This window comes from Candidatus Manganitrophaceae bacterium (assembly GCA_016200325.1).
GTDB lineage: Bacteria > Nitrospirota > Nitrospiria > SBBL01 > Manganitrophaceae > Manganitrophus.
Genome location: JACQEZ010000016.1, coordinates 121,984 through 140,436 on the forward strand (window position 1 = coordinate 121,984; position 18,453 = coordinate 140,436).

General features: G+C 56.7%; 19 protein-coding genes. 1 reads left to right on the forward strand and 18 read right to left on the reverse strand.

The genetic code is table 11. From position 1 onward, the window contains the following. Positions 1-8 precede the first annotated feature (8 nt). The 10 genes from atpG to HY282_13515 form a co-directional block, all read right to left on the reverse strand. Positions 9-866, reverse strand: coding sequence for an ATP synthase F1 subunit gamma (gene atpG, locus HY282_13470; GenBank protein MBI3804760.1), 858 nt, complete (start codon positions 864-866; stop codon positions 9-11). Position 867: 1 nt separating this feature from the next. Further along, on the reverse strand, positions 868-2,388 hold the full coding sequence (locus HY282_13475) for a F0F1 ATP synthase subunit alpha (protein ID MBI3804761.1): 1,521 nt from the start codon (positions 2,386-2,388) through the stop codon (positions 868-870). A gap of 184 nt (positions 2,389-2,572) precedes the next feature. Continuing rightward, on the reverse strand, positions 2,573-3,250 hold the full coding sequence (locus HY282_13480) for a response regulator (GenBank protein ID MBI3804762.1): 678 nt from the start codon (positions 3,248-3,250) through the stop codon (positions 2,573-2,575). 223 nt (positions 3,251-3,473) lie between these two features. Next, positions 3,474-4,022 (reverse strand): ATP synthase F1 subunit delta, encoded by a 549-nt coding sequence (atpH, locus tag HY282_13485; protein MBI3804763.1) that lies wholly within the window; start codon positions 4,020-4,022, stop codon positions 3,474-3,476. Next, complete coding sequence (atpF, locus tag HY282_13490; GenBank protein ID MBI3804764.1) at positions 4,019-4,504, reverse strand: F0F1 ATP synthase subunit B; 486 nt, start codon at positions 4,502-4,504, stop codon at positions 4,019-4,021. Before atpF ends, atpH begins: the two co-directional genes overlap by 4 nt. Before the next feature lie 72 nt (positions 4,505-4,576). After that, entirely contained in the window at positions 4,577-4,816 is a 240-nt protein-coding gene (atpE, locus tag HY282_13495) for an ATP synthase F0 subunit C (GenBank protein MBI3804765.1), read from the reverse strand. A 45-nt stretch (positions 4,817-4,861) separates the two neighbouring features. Continuing rightward, the gene (gene atpB, locus HY282_13500; protein ID MBI3804766.1) at positions 4,862-5,710 is read right to left on the reverse strand and encodes a F0F1 ATP synthase subunit A; all 849 of its coding nucleotides are present in this window, start codon (positions 5,708-5,710) and stop codon (positions 4,862-4,864) included. After that, the gene (locus HY282_13505) at positions 5,703-6,095 is read right to left on the reverse strand and encodes a hypothetical protein (GenBank protein MBI3804767.1); all 393 of its coding nucleotides are present in this window, start codon (positions 6,093-6,095) and stop codon (positions 5,703-5,705) included. The genes atpB and HY282_13505 overlap by 8 nt, the downstream gene beginning before the upstream one ends. Beyond that, a complete protein-coding gene (locus tag HY282_13510) occupies positions 6,096-6,317 on the reverse strand; it encodes an AtpZ/AtpI family protein (GenBank protein MBI3804768.1) in 222 nt (73 codons plus the stop codon). It lies immediately after the preceding gene. Positions 6,318-6,355: 38 nt separating this feature from the next. After that, complete coding sequence (locus HY282_13515) at positions 6,356-6,892, reverse strand: hypothetical protein (GenBank protein ID MBI3804769.1); 537 nt, start codon at positions 6,890-6,892, stop codon at positions 6,356-6,358. Positions 6,893-7,343: 451 nt separating this feature from the next. Between HY282_13515 and HY282_13520 the strand changes: the two genes are divergently transcribed. Next, positions 7,344-8,045, forward strand: coding sequence for a glycosyltransferase family 2 protein (locus tag HY282_13520; protein ID MBI3804770.1), 702 nt, complete (start codon positions 7,344-7,346; stop codon positions 8,043-8,045). 160 nt (positions 8,046-8,205) lie between these two features. Here the strand turns inward: HY282_13520 and HY282_13525 are convergent, their stop codons facing one another. Genes HY282_13525 through nuoG form a run of 8 tightly spaced genes read right to left on the reverse strand, consistent with a single transcriptional unit; the run spans position 8,206 to position 18,385 of the window. Continuing rightward, positions 8,206-9,636 (reverse strand): NADH-quinone oxidoreductase subunit N, encoded by a 1,431-nt coding sequence (locus HY282_13525; GenBank protein ID MBI3804771.1) that lies wholly within the window; start codon positions 9,634-9,636, stop codon positions 8,206-8,208. A gap of 22 nt (positions 9,637-9,658) precedes the next feature. Beyond that, on the reverse strand, positions 9,659-11,260 hold the full coding sequence (locus HY282_13530; protein ID MBI3804772.1) for an NADH-quinone oxidoreductase subunit M: 1,602 nt from the start codon (positions 11,258-11,260) through the stop codon (positions 9,659-9,661). A gap of 18 nt (positions 11,261-11,278) precedes the next feature. Further along, the gene (nuoL, locus tag HY282_13535; protein ID MBI3804773.1) at positions 11,279-13,222 is read right to left on the reverse strand and encodes an NADH-quinone oxidoreductase subunit L; all 1,944 of its coding nucleotides are present in this window, start codon (positions 13,220-13,222) and stop codon (positions 11,279-11,281) included. Positions 13,223-13,235: 13 nt separating this feature from the next. Beyond that, positions 13,236-13,538 (reverse strand): NADH-quinone oxidoreductase subunit NuoK, encoded by a 303-nt coding sequence (gene nuoK, locus HY282_13540; protein MBI3804774.1) that lies wholly within the window; start codon positions 13,536-13,538, stop codon positions 13,236-13,238. A gap of 50 nt (positions 13,539-13,588) precedes the next feature. Continuing rightward, complete coding sequence (locus HY282_13545; protein ID MBI3804775.1) at positions 13,589-14,170, reverse strand: NADH-quinone oxidoreductase subunit J; 582 nt, start codon at positions 14,168-14,170, stop codon at positions 13,589-13,591. 37 nt (positions 14,171-14,207) lie between these two features. Further along, entirely contained in the window at positions 14,208-14,759 is a 552-nt protein-coding gene (gene nuoI, locus HY282_13550) for an NADH-quinone oxidoreductase subunit NuoI (GenBank protein MBI3804776.1), read from the reverse strand. 9 nt (positions 14,760-14,768) lie between these two features. Beyond that, complete coding sequence (nuoH, locus tag HY282_13555) at positions 14,769-15,788, reverse strand: NADH-quinone oxidoreductase subunit NuoH (GenBank protein MBI3804777.1); 1,020 nt, start codon at positions 15,786-15,788, stop codon at positions 14,769-14,771. A 17-nt stretch (positions 15,789-15,805) separates the two neighbouring features. After that, on the reverse strand, positions 15,806-18,385 hold the full coding sequence (gene nuoG / locus HY282_13560; protein MBI3804778.1) for an NADH-quinone oxidoreductase subunit NuoG: 2,580 nt from the start codon (positions 18,383-18,385) through the stop codon (positions 15,806-15,808). Positions 18,386-18,453 lie beyond the last annotated feature (68 nt).

The following is an 18,453-nucleotide window of genomic DNA, read 5'->3' on the forward strand; positions in this document are numbered from 1 at the left end:
CCTTGTTTTTAAGCTTTCAGCGCTTCGCCCGCTGTAACGATTTCCAAAATCTCTTTGGTGATCGCCGCCTGCCGCGCTTTATTCCGCTGAAGCGTCAGCCGCTCGATCATCTCCTTGGCATTGTCGGTCGCCGTCTTCATCGCCACCATCCGGGCCGAATTCTCCGCCGTAAACGCCTCCACCAGCGAGATAAACATCTTGGAGGCGATGTATTGCGGCAGAAATTGCTCGAGAATCTCGTCGAGGCTTGGCTCGAGGATGGTTTGGACCGGTTTCGCATCTCCCTCCAGCTGGAGGTTGAGAAATTTGACCACGGTCGGCTTGATCGACATCGCCGAAAAGTATTTCGTATAAATCAAATAAACCGCATCAACCTCGCCTGATCGATAGAATTGAACGATTTGATGCATGATGTCGGAGATCTTCTGAAAATCGGGTTTGCCGGCGATATCGACCTGCTTCAAAAGAATCGGCCAATCCCGCTTTCGGAAATGATCGTATCCCTTCTTTCCAATGAGCGCCAGCTTCACCGTCTGAGAGCGGGGCTCGAGCAAGAACTCCTCGGCGCGCGCGATGACATTCGAATTGTAGGCGCCGGCGAGCCCCCGGTCGGAAGTGACAACGACCAGGCCGATCGATTTCACCTCGCGCGGCTGGAAGAAGGGATGGTTGAACTCGCTCTCCGACTGTTGCAGATGCCGGAGGATCATCTCCATCTTCTCGAAATAAGGCCTCGACTGCCGGAGCTTTTCTTCCGACTTTTTCAGACGCGAGGCGGCGACCATCTGCATCGTCTTGGTGATCTGTTGAGTCTTCTGGGCGCCGCGGATCCGCTTGCGGATCTCCCGGAGGGTCAAAACCGGCATTTTATCGTGCCTCCTCCGACCGCCAGTCCTTTTTGAAGGCGGTGATCGCCTCGTCCATCTTCCGGGTCAGATCGTCCGTCAGCGCTTTGGTCTTCTCGATCTCGAGGCCGACTTCCGGATAACGCTCATCCATCATCTTCAAATAGGCCTTTTCAAACTTTCGGATGCTCGGCACCTCGATGTCGTCGAGATGGCCGGTCGTCCCGGCGTACAGGGCCATCACCTGATGGGAGATTGAATAGGGCTGATACTGCTCCTGCTTGAGCAGCTCGACCATCCGCTCGCCGCGACGCAGCTGCGCCAGGGTCGCCTTGTCGAGATCGGAGCCGAACTGCGCAAAGGCGGCGAGCTCGCGGTATTGGGCCAAGTCCAACCGAAGCCGTCCCGCCACCTTTTTCATCGCCTTGGTCTGAGCGTTGCCGCCGACGCGGGAGACCGACAACCCGACGTTGACCGCCGGTCGAATCCCGGCATAGAAAAGATCGGTCTCCAGATAGATCTGTCCGTCGGTGATTGAGATGACGTTCGTCGGGATATAGGCCGAGACGTCGCCCGCCTGCGTTTCGATGATCGGCAGCGCGGTCAAGGAGCCGGCGCCCAAACTGTCGTTCAGTTTGGCGGCCCGTTCCAACAGACGGGAGTGGAGATAGAAGACATCGCCCGGATAGGCCTCGCGTCCCGGAGGACGACGAAGCAGGAGCGAGAGCTGACGGTAGGCGGCGGCATGCTTCGAGAGATCGTCATAAATGACGAGCGCGGCCCGATTGGTGTACATGAATTCTTCGCCGATGGTGCAGCCGGCATACGGGGCGATGTATTGCATTGAAGCCGCTTCGTTGGCCGTCGCCGAGACGACCGTCGTATACTCCATCGCGCCATACTTCTCGAGCGTCTTCACCACCGCCGCGACGTTCGACGACTTCTGGCCGACCGCCACATAGATGCAGTGAACCCCGCTCCCTTTTTGATTGATAATGGCGTCGAGGGCGATCGCCGTCTTTCCGGTCTGTCGGTCGCCGATGATCAGCTCCCGCTGGCCGCGGCCGATCGGAATCATTCCATCAATCGCCTTCAGGCCGGTCTGGACCGGCTCCTTCACCGGTTGGCGCTCGACGACGTTCGGCGCCCGCCCTTCCAGCGGACGGGTGCGATCGGTGACGATCGGTCCCTTTCCGTCGATCGGACGGCCGAGGGCATCGACGACCCGTCCGGCCATGGCATCCCCAACCGGAATTTGGGCGATCTTGCCGGTTCGCTTAACGATATCCCCTTCTTTGATGTGATTGGTGGCGCCGAAGAGGATCGCGCCGACATTGTCCTCTTCGAGATTGAGGATCATCCCCATCACGTTTCCCGGAAAGGAAACCAGCTCGCCCGCCATCACGTCGTCGAGACCGTAGACACGTGCGATGCCGTCGCCGACCTGCAACACCGTTCCGACACTTTCGAGGTGGAGCTCCGTCTGGTACTGCTCGAGCTCCGTCTTAATGATGGAGGTCACCTCTTCTGGCTTGAGTGCCATGCCTCTCTCCTTCAACAATAACGATTCATCGACAAAATTGAACGGCCTTGAGACGGACCTTCTCACGTCAAGGCAAAAAGACTGCTCACTATAAACTGTTTCTCGCGCAATTGTCAAGATTTTGAGGAGAAATCACGTTGGATTTCAGATGCTGGGAGCGCCGCCGCATTCCAATCTGGGAGGATTAGGTGCCGGTGGGACGCCGCTTCGCCGGACGGATATCGATCATCTTTTCGCCCCGAATATACTCCCGGGTCTTATCTTGGACCTGATCGAGCTGCTTGACGATGTCGCTGATTCGAAGGCCCATTTCATAGACGATCTTAAGTTTGCTTCGGAGCTCTTCCGTCAGATCTTTTCGCTGCAGCAGAAGCTGCGCCTGCCCGCAGATGACGGCGAGCGGATTGTTGATCTCGTGCCGGACAGTCAGGCTGATCTGTCCGATCGCCTCCAGCCGCTCCAGCAGAACCTTTTCCTGATAGGCTCCTTCGGTCGCAAGGAACCGGCGGACCCGAGAGACGACCTCGCGCGGCTCGACCGGCTTTACCAAATAATCGTTCGCCCCCCCTTCGATCCCCTGGATCTTGGCATCGATGTCGGAGCGGGCGGTCAACATCAGGACGATCAGCTCTTTTGTTTTCGGATCTTTTCGAATCTCATTGCACACTTCATAGCCGCTCATCTTCGGCATCATGAGGTCGAGGATCATTAAATCGGGCGCCTCTCTCTGGACGAGATCGAGCGCCTCTCTGCCGTCATAGGCGGAGACGACATTAAAACCGGCGCCTTCCAATGCATCGCGGATGATCCGGACGGTGTCGCGGTTATCGTCTACGACGAGGACTTTCCGATTGCTTTTCATAACCGAATCCATCTCTGACACTTTTTTCGAATACCTCTGGACGAAAATCCCGCCGATGGGTGAAGTCTCTATTCTTGTTAGAATACACTCTTCATCGCTTCCATTTCAATCCCTATCGAATCGAAAAGAATACATTATTTTGATCCATTTTCTGTCGTTGCTTTTTCTGTCGTTTCTATCGATGAGAAAGAAAGGGGACACCGCCTGGAAGAGACGTCCGACGCTAAATCAGCGAGACCGCTTTTAATTTCTCTTCGAGGTCTTCCAGCTGCTTCTGGACGCTGGCGTCAATCAAGAGGGTTCCGGTGGAGAAGATAAATCCGCCGAGGATATCCGGATCTTCAATCGGGGTCAGCTCCAACGTATGGCGGACTTGCGATTCGAGCTTCGACTTTACTTGGGAGAGGATCTCCGGCTCCAACGGGTAGGCGGTGGTCAGCGTTCCCTTTAGAATCCCCCGCTTGCGGTCGTGTAACTTGGGGTAGAGCGCAAAGATGTCGCGGAGATAGCCGATACGGCCTTTGCGGAGGAGAAGGTGGACGAATCGGATCAATATCGGCTGCGCCTCCCCCTCGAAAATCCGCCCGATCAGCGCCTCTTTTTTCTCTTCGGAAATGCGCGGGTTTTCTAGAAAGCGGGGGAGGTCGGGAAGACGGGCAGATGCCTGAAGGAAGCGTTCAATCTGCGCCAGCACCGTCTCTGCCAGGGCATGGCCCTCCGCCACCTCCAAGAGGGCCTCGCCATACCGCTCAGACACGACCTCACTTTTCATTTAAACCCTTCCAGCTCATTCATATATTGCAGAACCAGCTCTTTGTTCTTCTGCCTGTTCATCTCCTGACGGACGATCTTTTCGGCCGCGGCGACGGCGATGGTGGCGATTTCGTCCCGAAGCTGGACTTTCGCCTTCTGCATCTCACGCTCGATGCTCTCCTTTGCCTTGTCGAGGATCTGGCGCGCCTCTGCACGAGACTCGTCGGCCAGCTCCTTCGCCGCCCGCTGCCCTTCGACGACCGCTTCCTGAACGCGGGCCCGGGCCTGATTCTCGATCTCCGCCATCTTCACCTCGTAGTCGCGCCGCATCTGCTCAAGCGACGCTTTCCCGACGCGGATCTCTTCCAGCTCGGCGATAATCTTTGAGCGTCGTTCCTCCAAGATGGAGGAGAGAGGACCCCAGGCGAATTTCCTCAAGACCCAAAGGAGGATCAGAAAACCGATGACCTGCGTAATGATCTGCTGAATTTGAATATCCATCTCTGAAATCCCTATGATGAGGCCGGAGGAGCGAGCGTCGCCCGCCCTGACAAACCGGTTCCCTCAATCGATTTAGGCGACCCGTCCCATGAAAAGGAAGACAACGAGGAGGGCATAGATCGTCAACGCCTCGATAAAGGCGGCGCCGATGATCATGGCCGTTTGAATTTTACCCGACGCCTCCGGCTGCCGCCCGATCGCCTCCAGCGCGGACCGAACCGCCAATCCCAACCCGATTGCAGACCCCAATGCCGCAATCCCCACAGCCAAGGGCAACGCAAAAGCCAACGCAGTCGCAGTGTTCACATCCATCTCCTTTCGTTAGGTGAATAAACCCGATCCGATTGTTTTCGAAGTTTATTTTTTGTGGTGATGCTCTCCAATTTGGTCGGTGGTCACCAACCCATGTTCATGGCCTTCCTCGTGAGGGAAAACCATAAAGATATAAATCGTTGCCAACAAGCTGAAAATCAGTGCCTGAATCGTCCCCAGCAAAAGCGAGAGAAATAAAAATGGAAGCTGAAAGGGGATAAAGAAAGTCGCCGCGCCGATGATCACGAACGCCGAGATCAATGTGTCTTCCCCGAAGACGTTTCCGAAAAGACGGAGCGAGAGGCTGACCGGCGGAAGAAAGACTTCGAGGATCAGATTCAGCGGCAGCATCATCGGGATCATGAAATAGCCGATCACGTCGCGGGGCCGACCCATCAAATGGTCGAGATAACCCATCAACCCCAGCTTTCGAATGCCGGTATATTGGACCACCACAAAGACGGTCAGTCCAAGCGCCAGCGTCGTATTGATGCTCGACGTCGGCGATTTCATCCCCGGAATCAGACCGAAGAGGTTCAGAGAAAAGATATAAAGGAAGAGGGTCCCAAGGAAGGGAATGTAGGCTTTTCCCTGCGGGCCGAGGATGCCGCCGTAAAAATTGGAGAGCCCCTCCACAATCATCTCACCGAGATTCTGGACTTTACCCGGAATCAGCTCCCGCCGGCGCGCTGCAAACCGGGCGAGGAAAACCAAAATGAGAATGATCAACGCGGAGAAGATCACATTCTCATAATGATGCAAGAAGTCCGCAACCGGCCCCTCGCCGAGCGCCTCTCGGATCAGCGAGACAACGTTGGCTGCTTCCGGGCTCCCCGATTCTGCAGCCGCGTGGGATGCCGCCCCGTGTGTGACCACCTCATGCGGTTCAGCCATGACTTCCCCCGAATCTAAAAACGCCGCCGGTCATCTTGCCGGCTTGTATGAGGGCCTGGAGTGAGATGAACAGAAGCGGAACTGAAAAACCGATGAATACGCCGACCTTCGAGAATGGGAACGACCATAGCAGGGCGAGTCCGCCGCCATAGAGAAGCAATTTGAAGGAAACCAAAAAGAGAATCGTCAGCAACGGCTTCCGCTCCGTCTGAAGCATCCACGGAATTAACTCTCTTAAAAGCCAGAGGTTCAGCAGGCTCCACCCCCCCGCGGACGCCAATCCCCATGCAACAAAGGAATAACCGAACAAAATAGAATAAGAAACCATCAAAAATAGAAGAGAGGCGCTTCCGATCAGCCACCTTCTCAAGAACGCCTTGCTCACCTATTTCTCCGAGGTTTTGGACAGAAGCTGTTTCACCTGCTTGACGCTGGCCGCCCCTCCCAAGATCAGGAAGAGGATCATCAGCCAGGGACCGGTTCCGAATTTTCCGTCCAAATAGTTGCCGATCAGAAAGCCAACCAGCGGACCGGCGACCAACACCATTGGAATCGCGGTCAAGACGATTACCTGGCGCCGCTGAGCATCTTTGTCGTCCTCTGCCATGGCGCCGATCCAAATCAAAATAACTTGGAAATCTAACATCAAAGAAGAACCGGTGTCAAGTAGGAAAGTCTAGACTTTTTCGGAATGAAGGGGTTTTTTAAAAGGAAATCGGCCGTGCGATCTTTGCACGGCCGATTCTGAATCATCAATTCGGTCCATTCGCTAAGGGAGTGTTCCTTGGTTGTTGTGGCCTTCGTATTATTGCTTTCTATGCTCTCCGAGACAGCACCTCCCGAATCATCGTTGACGATGATGAAGTAGCTCCCCGCCGGAGCTGAAGGAACAGTGCAAGTGGTCGTTTGGGTCCCGGAGGTTGGATTGGAAGCCCCCGCCGCCAGCGATGCCACCGATCGGCTGCAGATGAAGATATCGGTTCCGGCTGGATAGGTACTGTCGAGGAAGAGATAGAAGCGGACCGTAAAGGCGCCGGAGGCGGTCCCCTGGTTTTTCACCGAGTCGGTCAAGGTCAGCGTGCTACCTGACTTCGATGCCGTCACCGCAGTTGGAATCAGATCAGGACCGATATTTAACGTCGCAGTGGTCGCCAGGGTATTATTCGGCTCGCCACGCTCCACTACTGCACTGGTCGCCCATCATCATAGGCGATGACGTAATAAGCGCCGGGTGGGACTGAAGGGAATCGTACAGGTCGTTTGGGTTGTCCCCGAGGTCGGGCTCGATGCGTCCGCTGCAAGAGAGGTGATGGATCGGCTGCAACTCATTTGCGTATGGGCATCCAGGAGTGGTGATTAGCGATTGTACCTCTACTTTTAGATCTAGGAGCTGACATAAATAAGACAGCCGCAGATGGTCGATCTGCTTTAGGAGTCGCCGCCGTCTCCATTGCTCATCACGTAGGATCTTCCTACCATCTCGCCAACCTCCTTGTCGGGTTGGCGAGATTATCCCGATATGAATAACAATAACCGACACTAAACCATCACGTCTTTTTATAAACACCGCAAACCCGATCAGGCGATTCCCTCCGGTTTGACCGTTATACAACCCTTAGATATACTCCCTGTCATGAAGCTTTCCATCCTCATCCCGGTCTACAATGAAGAATCGACGATTGGCGAAGTGATCGAGCAGCTCTTATCGGTCAAGCTCCCCGGCGTCGAGAAGGAGATCATCGTCATCGACGATGGCTCCACCGACGGGACGGCCGACGTCTTAAAACAGGAGCAGAGAAAAAATGCCGATGTCGTGACGGTCTATTCTTCTCGCCGGAATTTTGGGAAGGGGATGGCGATTCGGATCGGGTTGAAGTATGCGAGCGGAGAGATCATCCTAATTCAAGACGCCGATCTGGAGCTCGATCCGAAAGAGGTCGGACGGCTCCTCGAACCGATCCTCTCCGGCCGCGCTTCGGTGGTCTACGGCTCGCGCTTTTCGGGCGGGACCAACCGCATTCCCTGGAAAAGCCGGCTGGCGCAGCGGATTCTGACGCCGCTCACCCGTGTTCTCTATGGCGCGCACCTCACCGACGAAGCAACCGCCTACAAGGTCTTTAAGGCAGAGATCCTCAAAGAAATCGCGCTCCACTGCACCGGATTCGAGTTCTGTCCGGAAGTTACCGCCAAGCTCTTGAAGCGCGGCCATGCCATCACAGAGGTTTCGATCTCCTACCAACCCCGCACCCGGGTTGAGGGAAAGAAGCTCCTGTTCCTTCGAGACGGCGTCACCGCCGTATACACCCTTCTGAAATACCGTTTTCTGAACGATTAGGAAAGCTGTTTATCTGAGCAGGCAGGGTCTTTCTTTTCTTCGACCGTCAGTCCCCTTATGCCCGCAATCCGCAGCAGGGTACGCATGCAGGACAGAAATGCATTGACTCAAATAACCTGTATAGCGTTCCGCAATGCGGGACGAGATAGGAAAACTTTCTCTAGAACAGAATCTTCGAGGCGGCCATCGCCATGTTGAGGAAGGGAGAGGGGTAAATTCCGATGATCAGGATGCCGAGGATACAAGCATAGAGCGCCCAGCGGGCGGAGGGGGCGATCGGGAGGGGACGGGGGTCTTTGATTTCGCCCATATACATCTGCTTGATCACCATCAAATAATAATAAAGCGAGATGACGATGCAGAGGGCGCCGATGTAGACGAGCCACAACTCCCCTTCCCGGACGGCGGCGCCGAGCAGAATAAACTTTCCGAAAAACCCGGCAAGCGGCGGAACGCCGGCGAGCGAGAGGAGCCCGAGCGTGAGCGACGATGCCAGGAGCGGTGAGCGGCGGCTCAAACCGGAGTAGTCCTTAATCTCATCGCTCTGTGTCGTCCGGAAGAAGATGACGACGACGAGGAAGGCGGCCAGATTCGAAAAAAGATAGGCGAGGAGGTAAAAAAGAATCGCGCTGACCCCGAGGTGATTGGCCGAAGAGAGCCCGACCAGCAGATACCCCGCCTGACCGATGCTGGAGTAGCCCAACAGCCGCTTGATGTTCGTCTGCGGAATCGCGGCGAGGTTGCCGAAGAGAAGGGTCAGCGCCGCAAAGAGGGCCACCAGGAAAATCCACTCTTGCTTCAGCGGAATCAGGACGTTCATCAGCACCCGGACCAATACGGCAAAGCCGGCCCCTTTGGAGCCGACCGAGAGGAACGCCGTCACCGGCGTCGGTGCTCCCTCATACACATCGGGGACCCAGACATGGAACGGAACCGAGGCGATCTTGAAGAAGAGGCCGACCAAGATCAAAAAGCCGGCGACCAGTAAGACCGGATCGATCCGGCCGCGGGTGGTGATCCAGGCGGTCACCCCCTGAAAATCGGTGGTGCCGGTCAGGCCATATATGAAGCTGATGCCGTAGAGCAGCGTTCCGGTCGAGAGTCCGCCGACGATCAGATACTTCAGCCCCGCTTCGACCGATTTCGGATGGTTCTTCATGTAGGCGGCCAGGATGTACGAGGAGATCGAGAGAAGCTCCAGAGAAAGAAAGAGGGTGATGAAGTTGCCGGAGGCCGGCAGGAGCATCATCCCCATCGTCGCGAAGATCAGCAGCGTGTAATACTCCCCCTGGCGGGACGGAAAGTACTTGGCATAGTCGATCGACATCGTCATCACCAAAATCGCTGTCAGCAGAAAAATCACCCGGAAAAAGGAGGTGTAGGAGTCGATGATGACCATCCGGTCGAACGCCACCCCTTCCATCCGGCTTCCGAAGAGGAGCGTCAGGAGAAGAATCACCGCCATTCCGCCGATGCTGACATAGGCCAGATCGCTCCGGTCGCGCTTGGCAAACGGGGAGAGGACGAGCACGGTCATTCCCAACAGACCGACCAGGATTTCCGGGAAGACCCGCATCAACGATTCAATCATGCCGACGTAAACCCTCCAAAAACTATCTCAGCCAACCGGCCGTCCAGGAGACGAGCGAGGCGACCGTTTGAGATCCCGCGCCTCCCTGAATCCGCTCCAAGATGGCGGCCGATCCGCTCTGGATCGTGTTGATCAAGATCGACGGATAAAAACCGATAATCATCAGAACCAATAACAAAGTAACGAAAGGGAGCCGTTCGGTCCAGGTCATCGGATCGCGCAGCGTCTTCCATTTTGGATTGATCTCTCCGAAAAACGCCGCCCGGATCGCCCGCAGGTAGTAGACGGTCGTGATGACGACGCCGAAGGCGGCGAGGACCGTCTGGATCGGGTAGGCCTTGAACGTTCCGATAATGATCATGAACTCCGAAACGAAGTTGGCAAAGCCCGGCAGCCCCGACGAGGCCATCGACATCGCGATGAAGAAGAAGCCGAGGAACGGAAGCTGCTTCGCGAGGCCCGAAAGCTCCGGATATTTTTTCTGGGAATGATCGAACGCATTCGCGGAGTCGTATCCATAGTCCCCCGCCCATTCGGGAAGCATCCGGGTATGGGTCTGGTCATAAAGAAAGCCGATCAATCCGAAGGCCAGTCCGGTCATGATCCCGTGCGCAAACATCAGCAGAACCGCGCCGTTGAAAGCGATCACGTTGAGGCTCGCCAGCCCCAGCAACACATACCCCATGTGGCTGCTCGACGAATAGCCGACCATGAACTTCAGGTCGCGGCGCGACATCGCCACATAGCCGCCGTAGAGGATGTTCATCATGCAAAGGACCGCCACCAGCGGCATCCAGTAATGGGCGCCGACCGGGAAGAGGTACATCATCCGAAGAATGCCATAAGCTCCCAGCTTCATCAGCACCCCGGCATGGAGCATGCTGACCGCCGACGGCGCCGCCGCGTGGCCGCCCGGCGACCAGGAGTGAAACGGCCACATCGGGACGAGCGTTCCGAAGCCGATCAGAAGCGGAAGAAAGAAGAGGATTTGGAAGCGGTCGGAGAAATGGATCTTCGCCAGCTCCAGCATGTCGAATGTGTAGTGGCCGAGCTCCTTGTTGGAGACGGCATAAATCGTCAGAATCGGCACCAATGCGATGACCGCCCCGAAGGTAAGATAGAGGGTCAGCTTCAGCGTCGCATATTCGCGGTTGGTGCTTCCCCAAATGCCGATGAGGAGATACATCGGAATCACGGCAAGCTCATAGAAGAAATAAAAGAAGAAGAGATCGAGGCTGATGAAGACGCCATAGACGCCGCAGACGAGAAGAAGGAGGAGAACGAAAAACTCCTTCACCCGCTTTTGAACCGCAAAGGAGACGAAGACCCCGGTGAAAATGATCAGGGAGGTGAGGAGGACCATCGCCACGCTGATTCCATCGACCGCCAGATGCCAGTTGATCCCGAGCGCCGGGATCCATTCGAGTTTTTCTTCGAATTGAAACCCGCCGGCCGTCTTATCGAACTGGAAGAGAATCACCAGCGAGAGGAGCAGGGAGACCAAGGTGGTCGCCGCCGCAGTCCACCGGATCGCCTCTTTCCGCTCTTCGGAGAGGGTCAGTATTATAATCGCCCCCAACAGCGGGGCGAGGAAGATCACACTCAAATAGGGAAATCCTGCCACGATCGACCTTTCTAAAGGTTACTTCAGCGCCATCACCTGGGATGGGATGAAAATGGCCAAGAGAAGTAGAATCACCGAGATCACGCCGGTGATGAAAATCATCAGATACGTCTGAAGCCGTCCGGTCTCGGAGAGACGAAGGGTCGCGCCGAACCAAGCGGTGAGCGAGGCAAATCCATTAACGACGAAATTGATCACAACCCACTCTTCGACCCAATTACAGATCAGCGCAATGCCCCCCTGGATATGCTTGATCATCCAGAAGTAGAGCTCGTCAAAATAATATTTATTTTGCAGCGTCCGATGAATGAAGGGAAAGCGGGCAACGAGCGCATCGGCCGAGAAGAGGTGCGCCGAATAGAAGGCCCAGGCGAGCGCGATCCCGCCGACCGCCACCGCCGTCCCGGCAAAGGCAATCGAGAGGTGGAATACGCCGTGATGCCCCTCGCCGAAGTGGATGAACGAGGCAAACCCATGCTCCATAAACGGCGCCCCCCAAAATCCGACGAAGATCGAGAAAAAAGCCAAAATCATCAGCGGCACTGTCATGATCGGCGGCGATTCGTGCGGATCGCCATGCCCCGCGCCATGCCCGTCATGCCCGTGCGCGCCATGTCCATGCGCATGGGCCTCTTCTTTTTTGTGCGAAGGACCGGTGAAGACGACGAAGAAGAGCCGGAACATATAGAGCGCGGTAAAGAAAGAGGTGGCCAGCGCCACGATATAGAGAAAATAATGATGCGATTCGACCGTCGCCACCAGGATCTCGTCTTTGCTCCAGAAGCCGGCGAGCTGAAAGACCCCGGCGTTCGCCAGCGCCCCGATCAAAAAGGTCGGCGCGGTGATTTTTAGATACTTTGACAACCCCCCCATCTCCCAGATATCTTGCGTATGGACGGCGTGGATCACACTCCCTGCGCCGAGGAAGAGAAGCGCCTTGAAGAAGGCATGGGTTGTCAGGTGGAACATTCCGGCGGTATAGCCGCCGACCCCCAGCCCCATCATCATCAAACCGAGCTGGCTCAACGTCGAATAGGCGATGATCCGCTTGATGTCGTTCTGCGCGATCGCAATCGTCGCCGCCATGATCGCCGTGATCCCCCCGGTGTAGGCGACATATTCCAACGCGCTCGGAGAAGCGGCAAAGAGGAAGAAGGTACGCGCGACCAGATAGACCCCGGCCGCCACCATCGTCGCCGCATGGATCAACGCCGAGACCGGCGTCGGACCTTCCATCGCGTCGGGAAGCCAGACATGGAGCGGGAACTGGGCCGATTTTCCGACCGCCCCCATGAAAACCAAGATCGCCGACGCGGTGATCAACCCCGCAGGGAGGCCCCCGGTTTTCAGCGTCGCCTGCAGCTCGGCGAAGTTGAACGAGCCGGCGGTAAAATAGAGGAGCACGATCCCGATGACAAAACCAAAGTCGCCGACGCGGGTCGTGAGAAACGCCTTTTTGCACGCCTCCGCCGCCGACGGCTTCTCAAACCAGAAGCCGATCAGGCTGAACGAGGCCAATCCGACCAGCTCCCAGAAGATGTAGGTCTGGACCAGGTTGTTCGAGAGGACGATCCCGAGCATCGAGAAGGTGAAGAACGAAAGCGAGGCGAAGTAGCGGGAGTAGCTCGAATCGCCATGCATGTATTCGGTGGAGTAAATGTGGACCAGCGAGGCGACCCCGGTGACGACAAAGAGCATCACGACGCTGAGGTTGTCGATCAACACCCCCATCTTGATCTGAAGGGTCGGGAGGTTGATCCAATACCAATACGACTCCACGGCGGGCGCGTCCGGCTCGGCCAACCGGTGGAGCAGCGGCCCCAGCGTCAGGAGAAAAGAGCCGACCACCGCGCCGACCGAGATGGCGGCGCTGACCTTCGGCGATTTTCGGGTGAAGACGGTGATCACCGCTGCGGAAATCAACGGCAACAAAAGAATCAGCCAGAGCTGGACCGGCGACATCAGATCGGCACTCCTACCATTTCATTAAATTGAAATCATCCACATTGACCGTGGCGCGCCGGCGGAAGGCGACGATCACGATCGCGAGCCCCACCACCACCTCCGCCGCGGCGATCGTCATCACGAAGAAGACGAAAATCTGTCCGTCGAGCGACTGATGGAAGCGGGAGAAGGCGACGAAGTTGATGTTGACGGCATTTAAGATCAGCTCAATCGCCATTAAGACCATCAAAATGTTCCGACGGATCAAGATCCCGACCACCCCGATCGAGAAGAGAAAAAAGCTGAGTGTGATGAAATAAGAAAGCGGAACCACGTTCCCTCACATTAAAAACCGGGAGGAGCGCTCCCGGTCCGGATCAAAATTTAGACGTGCTCCCCTTCGCGCTGCTCCAAGACCACCCGCGGAACCGGCGTTGCATGGACCGGGGCCGCATGTCCATTGGCGCTTCCATTCGTCGCCGCTGGGACCTCTTTTGCCCTGGTCGTTCGCTTGCCGAGGGTGATCGCCCCGACCATCGCCACCAATAAGATGATCGACGCAATTTCAAAAGGGAAGAGATATTTTGTGTAAAGCAGTGCGCCGATCGCCTGCGTATTTCCCACTTCGGCCCAGACCGGCGGACCGACGGCGCCTCCGTCGGAGGCCGCTCCGGTTCCCCAGTAGACGACCAACATCTCCACCAGGGCAAGTCCCCCCAAGAAAACGCCGACCGGATAGGTGGCGTGCAATGCCTGCTGGCCTTGGTGTTCGGAAAAGATCATCAGCACAAAGAGATAAAGCACCAGGATCGCACCGGCATAAACGATCACCTGGACCGCTGCGACGAACTCCGCGCTGAGTAAAACGTAGATTCCGGCGACATGGATCAACGTCACCAACAGCGCAAGCGCCGAGTAAATTAGGTTCGGCGAGGTGATCGCGACCACCGCGCCCCCCAAGATCATCGCCGAAAAAAAGAAAAAAAAGAGTTGAGGAATCAACCTAGGCAGCTCCCTTCTTCGCGACCGGGAACCCTTCTTCCTTGACCTTGTTGAAGAAGCCGAGCCGGTTTTCGGTGTACTCCGGCCGCTTCTGGCGGTTCGGGAAATATTTGTCCCCCAGCGCCAGCATCATCTCTTTGTCCATGATCAGGGTTCGCTTGTTGCCGGTCGCCATCTCGTACTCTTTGCTGCTCGCCAATGCATCGACCGGACAGGCCTGGACACAAAATCCGCAAAAGACGCACTTGGTCATATCGAGAATATACTGTTTGGCGAAACGCTTCTGCGGCATGTCTTCCCGCTCGGCGCTGTTGACAGTGATGCAGTGGGAAGGACAGGCCGCCTCGCAGAGGGCGCAGCCGACACACTTCTCGGTCATGTCGTCGTAGCGGAGGTGGACGATCACCCCCCGGTAGCCGTCGGGCAGATTTCGTTTTTGATGTGGGTACTGATTGGTGATCGGCTTGACGAACAGATGCTTGAAGGTCACGCCGAGCCCCTTTGCAATCTCCGCGAAGGAGACCTTCTTAACGAAATCGGTTAAAGTCGGCATACATCACCTCTAATGATTGAGAAGGTAAACAACCGTCGATGTGATCAAAATATTCGCCAGCGACAAGGGAAGCATGATCTTCCATCCAAATGCCATCAGCTGGTCAAACCGCAATCGAGGAACGGTTGCACGAAGCCAAATATAGAAGAACAGGAAGAAGTAAACCTTGATCAAGAACCAAACAATCGGTGGAATGAACTCCAGGAAGGAGAGCGGAGCGTGCCAGCCGCCGAGGAACGCGACCGTGGCAATGCACGACACCAGGATCATGTTAGCATATTCGGCCAGGAAGAAGAAGGCAAACCGCATCCCCGAATATTCGGTGAAAAAGCCCGCCACCAGCTCGCTCTCCGCCTCCGGTAGATCAAACGGGAGCCGGTTCGTCTCCGCAATGGCGCAGATGAGGTAGATCACGAAGGCGATCGGCTGAACGACGACGAACCACTTCCAGAATCCACCCCCCTGAGCCTGAGTGATCTTGACCATCGAGAGCGACTGGGAGAGGAGAATCGGGCCGACCAGCGCCAATCCGAGCGAGAGCTCATAGCTGATCACCTGCGCCGCCGACCGCAATCCGCCGAGGAGCGAGTATTTGCTGTTCGACGCCCATCCGCCGAGCAAAATGCCATACGCGCCGAGCGAGGCGAAGGCGAGAATGTAGAGAATGCCGACGTTGATGTCGGTGATCACCGGTTTGATCTCCAGCGGTCCGATCTGGAGAGAATCCCGCCCGAACGGCACCACGGCGAACCCGATCAGCGCCGGGATGAGCACCAAGATCGGCGCCGCCGAGAAGATAAACCGGTTCGCGCCGGCCGGGATGATGTCTTCTTTGAAGAAGAGCTTCAGGCCGTCGGCGATCGGCTGCAGCAGTCCATGGAAGCCGACCTCCATCGGGCCCATCCGGTCTTGCATGTCCCCTAGCACTTTTCGCTCGAGATAGGTCAAATAGGCGACATGAAGGAGAACAATCCCCATCACTGCGCCGATCTCGATCAGAATGACCACTAACTTTAACGTTGCATCCATGATGATCCCTTATCTGCTCATTTTCCGACCGAGACCGATACCTTCGAGAGGCTCACCTTTCCACGCTCGGTATAAACGGCGCGGCTCTTCGGATCGGTCGACACCGGCAGAAGCCGTTTGATCTCCATCCCGAAATGTTCCGGAAAGAGGAGGGTGCCGGTCGCCAGTTTTTTGCTGAATTTCACCGGAGCTTGAACCGCCCCGCCGCCGTCGGCGGAGAGCTCAACCACCTCCCCCTCTTCCAGGCCGAGCCGCTCCCCATCGTCGGGGTGCATCAACACCGCTTCCTTCGGGAAGAGGCCGAGCAGCCCGCTTGCGTAGGTCGACGTCTTTCCGGAGTGGAAGAGGATTTGCCCGATCTGCAGGTCGAAATGTCCGTTGGTTGCCGCAGGCGCCGGGACCGTCCCCTGGCTTCTCGCCGACGAACCGTAGGCGGCGATCTTGGCCGAGAGCCCCTCCGGTGAGGAAGCGGGCCATCCGGCCGGCAGCGCCATGACGATCTCTCTCCAGATCGCATCGGCATCTTTATAATTGAATGATTCGGCTTCTCCGAGCTTGTTTCCAATCAGCGAGAAGATCTCCCAATCGGGCTTGGCATTGCCAAGCGGCTCGATCGCTTTCCGAACCTTCTGGATCTCCCCTTCGTGATTGGTGAACCGCCCTTCCTTCTCAGCATAGCTTGTCGCCGGAAGAATGATGTGGGCCAGCGCCGTCGTCTCGTTCGGGAAGAGATCTTGGCAGATCAGCAGATCGACTTTGCGGAGCGCCTCTTCGACCTTTTTTTGCGGAAGCGAGCGGAGGAGATTTTCTCCGACGAGGTAGAGCGCTTTGATCTCTCCCCGCGCCGCGGCATCGATCATCTCCGAGAGGGTGAGTCCGCCGGCGGGTGCTGCGGCCAATCCGGGGAGGTATTCGGTGCTCCCCCCCATCTCTATCGCCCCTTGCGCATTGTTCTCCTTCGCCAAAGCGAGAATCCCCGAACCCGGCTTGTTGACCTGACCGGCCAACATCGCCAGCTCCGCGAGCGCCACCGTATTCCGATAGCCGTTCTCGCTTCGGATGATCGCCCGGCCGAAGATCAACACGCCGCGCTTTGCCCCGGCATAGAGGGCGGCCGCGGACTTATAAATCGACTCGGGGACACCGGTGACCGCTTCAATCTGCCCGAATGAGATCCCTGCGACCGACTGTTTGACCTTCTCGACAAAGGCCGCCGACGCGGAGAGGGGAGCGCCTCCTTCGACCAGCGCTTTGGTCAGGCCGAGGATCGCCGTCGCCTCGCTCCCCATTTTGATCTGAAGGTGATGGGTTGCGTGCCGCGGGAGGTGGCTTCGATAGGCGTCGCTCTGCCGGTTGAAGGCGTCGACCGCAATCAGCTTCGCCCCCCGCTTTTTGATCGCTTCTTTGACCTTGAGGCCGGTGATCGGATTCGACTCGGTCATCTCGCCGGCAAAGACGAGAAGGACATCGGCTTCGATAATATCTTCATAGCGGGCGAGCCGGGTCGTCCCAAAAACGTCGTTGAGGCCGGAGACGGCGTTGATATGTCCATAGCGGGCGCCGCTGTCTATATTTTGCGTGCCGATCACCTTCCGCATCAATTTTTGGAAAAGATAGATCTCCTCGTTCGTGCAGTGGGCCGAGATTACCCCGCCGATCGCCTGCGGACCATATTGCGCTTTGATCTGTTTGAGGCCGGCGACGATCTTGTCGGTCGCCCCCTCCCAGGTCGTCTGCAGCAGCCGGTCTTGAAGCCGGACGGTCGGGCGGGCGAGCCGATCGGGATGATTGATCGTCCCATATCCGAAGAAGCCGCGGGCGCAGAGATCCCCCTCGTTTCGGCCGGTCCCCAGCTCCGAGCTGACCCGCTTCACGTCGTCTTTCACCGCCTCGATCGTCATCAGGCAGCCGTCGCCGCAGTAGTTGCAGATCGTTTCGGTCTTCTTCAACTGCCAGGGGCGATAGTCGTACATCGCAAGCCGGCTGGTGAGCGCGCCGACCGGACAGATCTGGATGCAGCCGCCGCAAAATTCACAATCGAGCTCATGCTGCGCAAAGGCGCCGATCTGGTGGTGGCTGCTCCGGTCGATCGAGCCGAGCGCGTTCGAATCGATGACTTCATCACAATATCGAACACAGCGGAGACAGGAAACACAGCGGTTCATCTCTTTTTCGACGAGCGGTCCAAAGTAGGTCTTTTCAAAAACGCGTTTTTCTTCGGTGAAACGGCTCGTGGTCGGAGAATATTGGTGGGCGAAGTCTTGGAGCTGACACTCTCCCCCCTGATCACATTCGGGACAGTCGAGCGGGTGGTTGCCGAGGAGGAACTCCATCACGCCGAACTGGGCATCTTGTACACGGGGAGAATTCGATAAGACGACCATTCCTTCGGTGGCGGGGGTGCTGCAGGAGGTCTGCAGCTTCGGCATCTTCTCGATCTCGACGAGGCACATCCGGCAATTCGCATCGGGCTTGAGCTTCGGATGATAACAGAAATGCGGGATCTCGATCCCCGCCTTCTTCGCCGCCTCGATCAGAAGGGTCCCCTTCTCGACCTCGATCTCGACCCCATTAAATTTAATCTTGACCTTGCTCATGTCTTAAATACCCATCCCAGATAAGGAGCGCCTTAAAACTTTTTCTATCTTTAATTACTGAATGACTG

Coding starts and splice junctions, on each gene's coding strand:
- nuoG (MBI3804778.1), bottom strand. CDS start 18,385: ATGAGCAAGGTCAAGATTAAATTTAATGGGGTCGAGATCGAGGTCGAG.
- HY282_13480 (MBI3804762.1), bottom strand. CDS start 3,250: ATGAAAAGCAATCGGAAAGTCCTCGTCGTAGACGATAACCGCGACACC.
- HY282_13510 (MBI3804768.1), bottom strand. CDS start 6,317: ATGGCAGAGGACGACAAAGATGCTCAGCGGCGCCAGGTAATCGTCTTG.
- atpB (MBI3804766.1), bottom strand. CDS start 5,710: ATGGCTGAACCGCATGAGGTGGTCACACACGGGGCGGCATCCCACGCG.
- atpH (MBI3804763.1), bottom strand. CDS start 4,022: ATGAAAAGTGAGGTCGTGTCTGAGCGGTATGGCGAGGCCCTCTTGGAG.
- HY282_13520 (MBI3804770.1), top strand. CDS start 7,344: ATGAAGCTTTCCATCCTCATCCCGGTCTACAATGAAGAATCGACGATT.
- nuoL (MBI3804773.1), bottom strand. CDS start 13,222: ATGTCGCCGGTCCAGCTCTGGCTGATTCTTTTGTTGCCGTTGATTTCC.
- nuoI (MBI3804776.1), bottom strand. CDS start 14,759: ATGCCGACTTTAACCGATTTCGTTAAGAAGGTCTCCTTCGCGGAGATT.
- atpE (MBI3804765.1), bottom strand. CDS start 4,816: ATGGATGTGAACACTGCGACTGCGTTGGCTTTTGCGTTGCCCTTGGCT.
- HY282_13475 (MBI3804761.1), bottom strand. CDS start 2,388: ATGGCACTCAAGCCAGAAGAGGTGACCTCCATCATTAAGACGGAGCTC.
- nuoH (MBI3804777.1), bottom strand. CDS start 15,788: ATGGATGCAACGTTAAAGTTAGTGGTCATTCTGATCGAGATCGGCGCA.
- HY282_13525 (MBI3804771.1), bottom strand. CDS start 9,636: ATGATTGAATCGTTGATGCGGGTCTTCCCGGAAATCCTGGTCGGTCTG.
- atpG (MBI3804760.1), bottom strand. CDS start 866: ATGCCGGTTTTGACCCTCCGGGAGATCCGCAAGCGGATCCGCGGCGCC.
- atpF (MBI3804764.1), bottom strand. CDS start 4,504: ATGGATATTCAAATTCAGCAGATCATTACGCAGGTCATCGGTTTTCTG.
- HY282_13545 (MBI3804775.1), bottom strand. CDS start 14,170: ATGATCTTGGGGGGCGCGGTGGTCGCGATCACCTCGCCGAACCTAATT.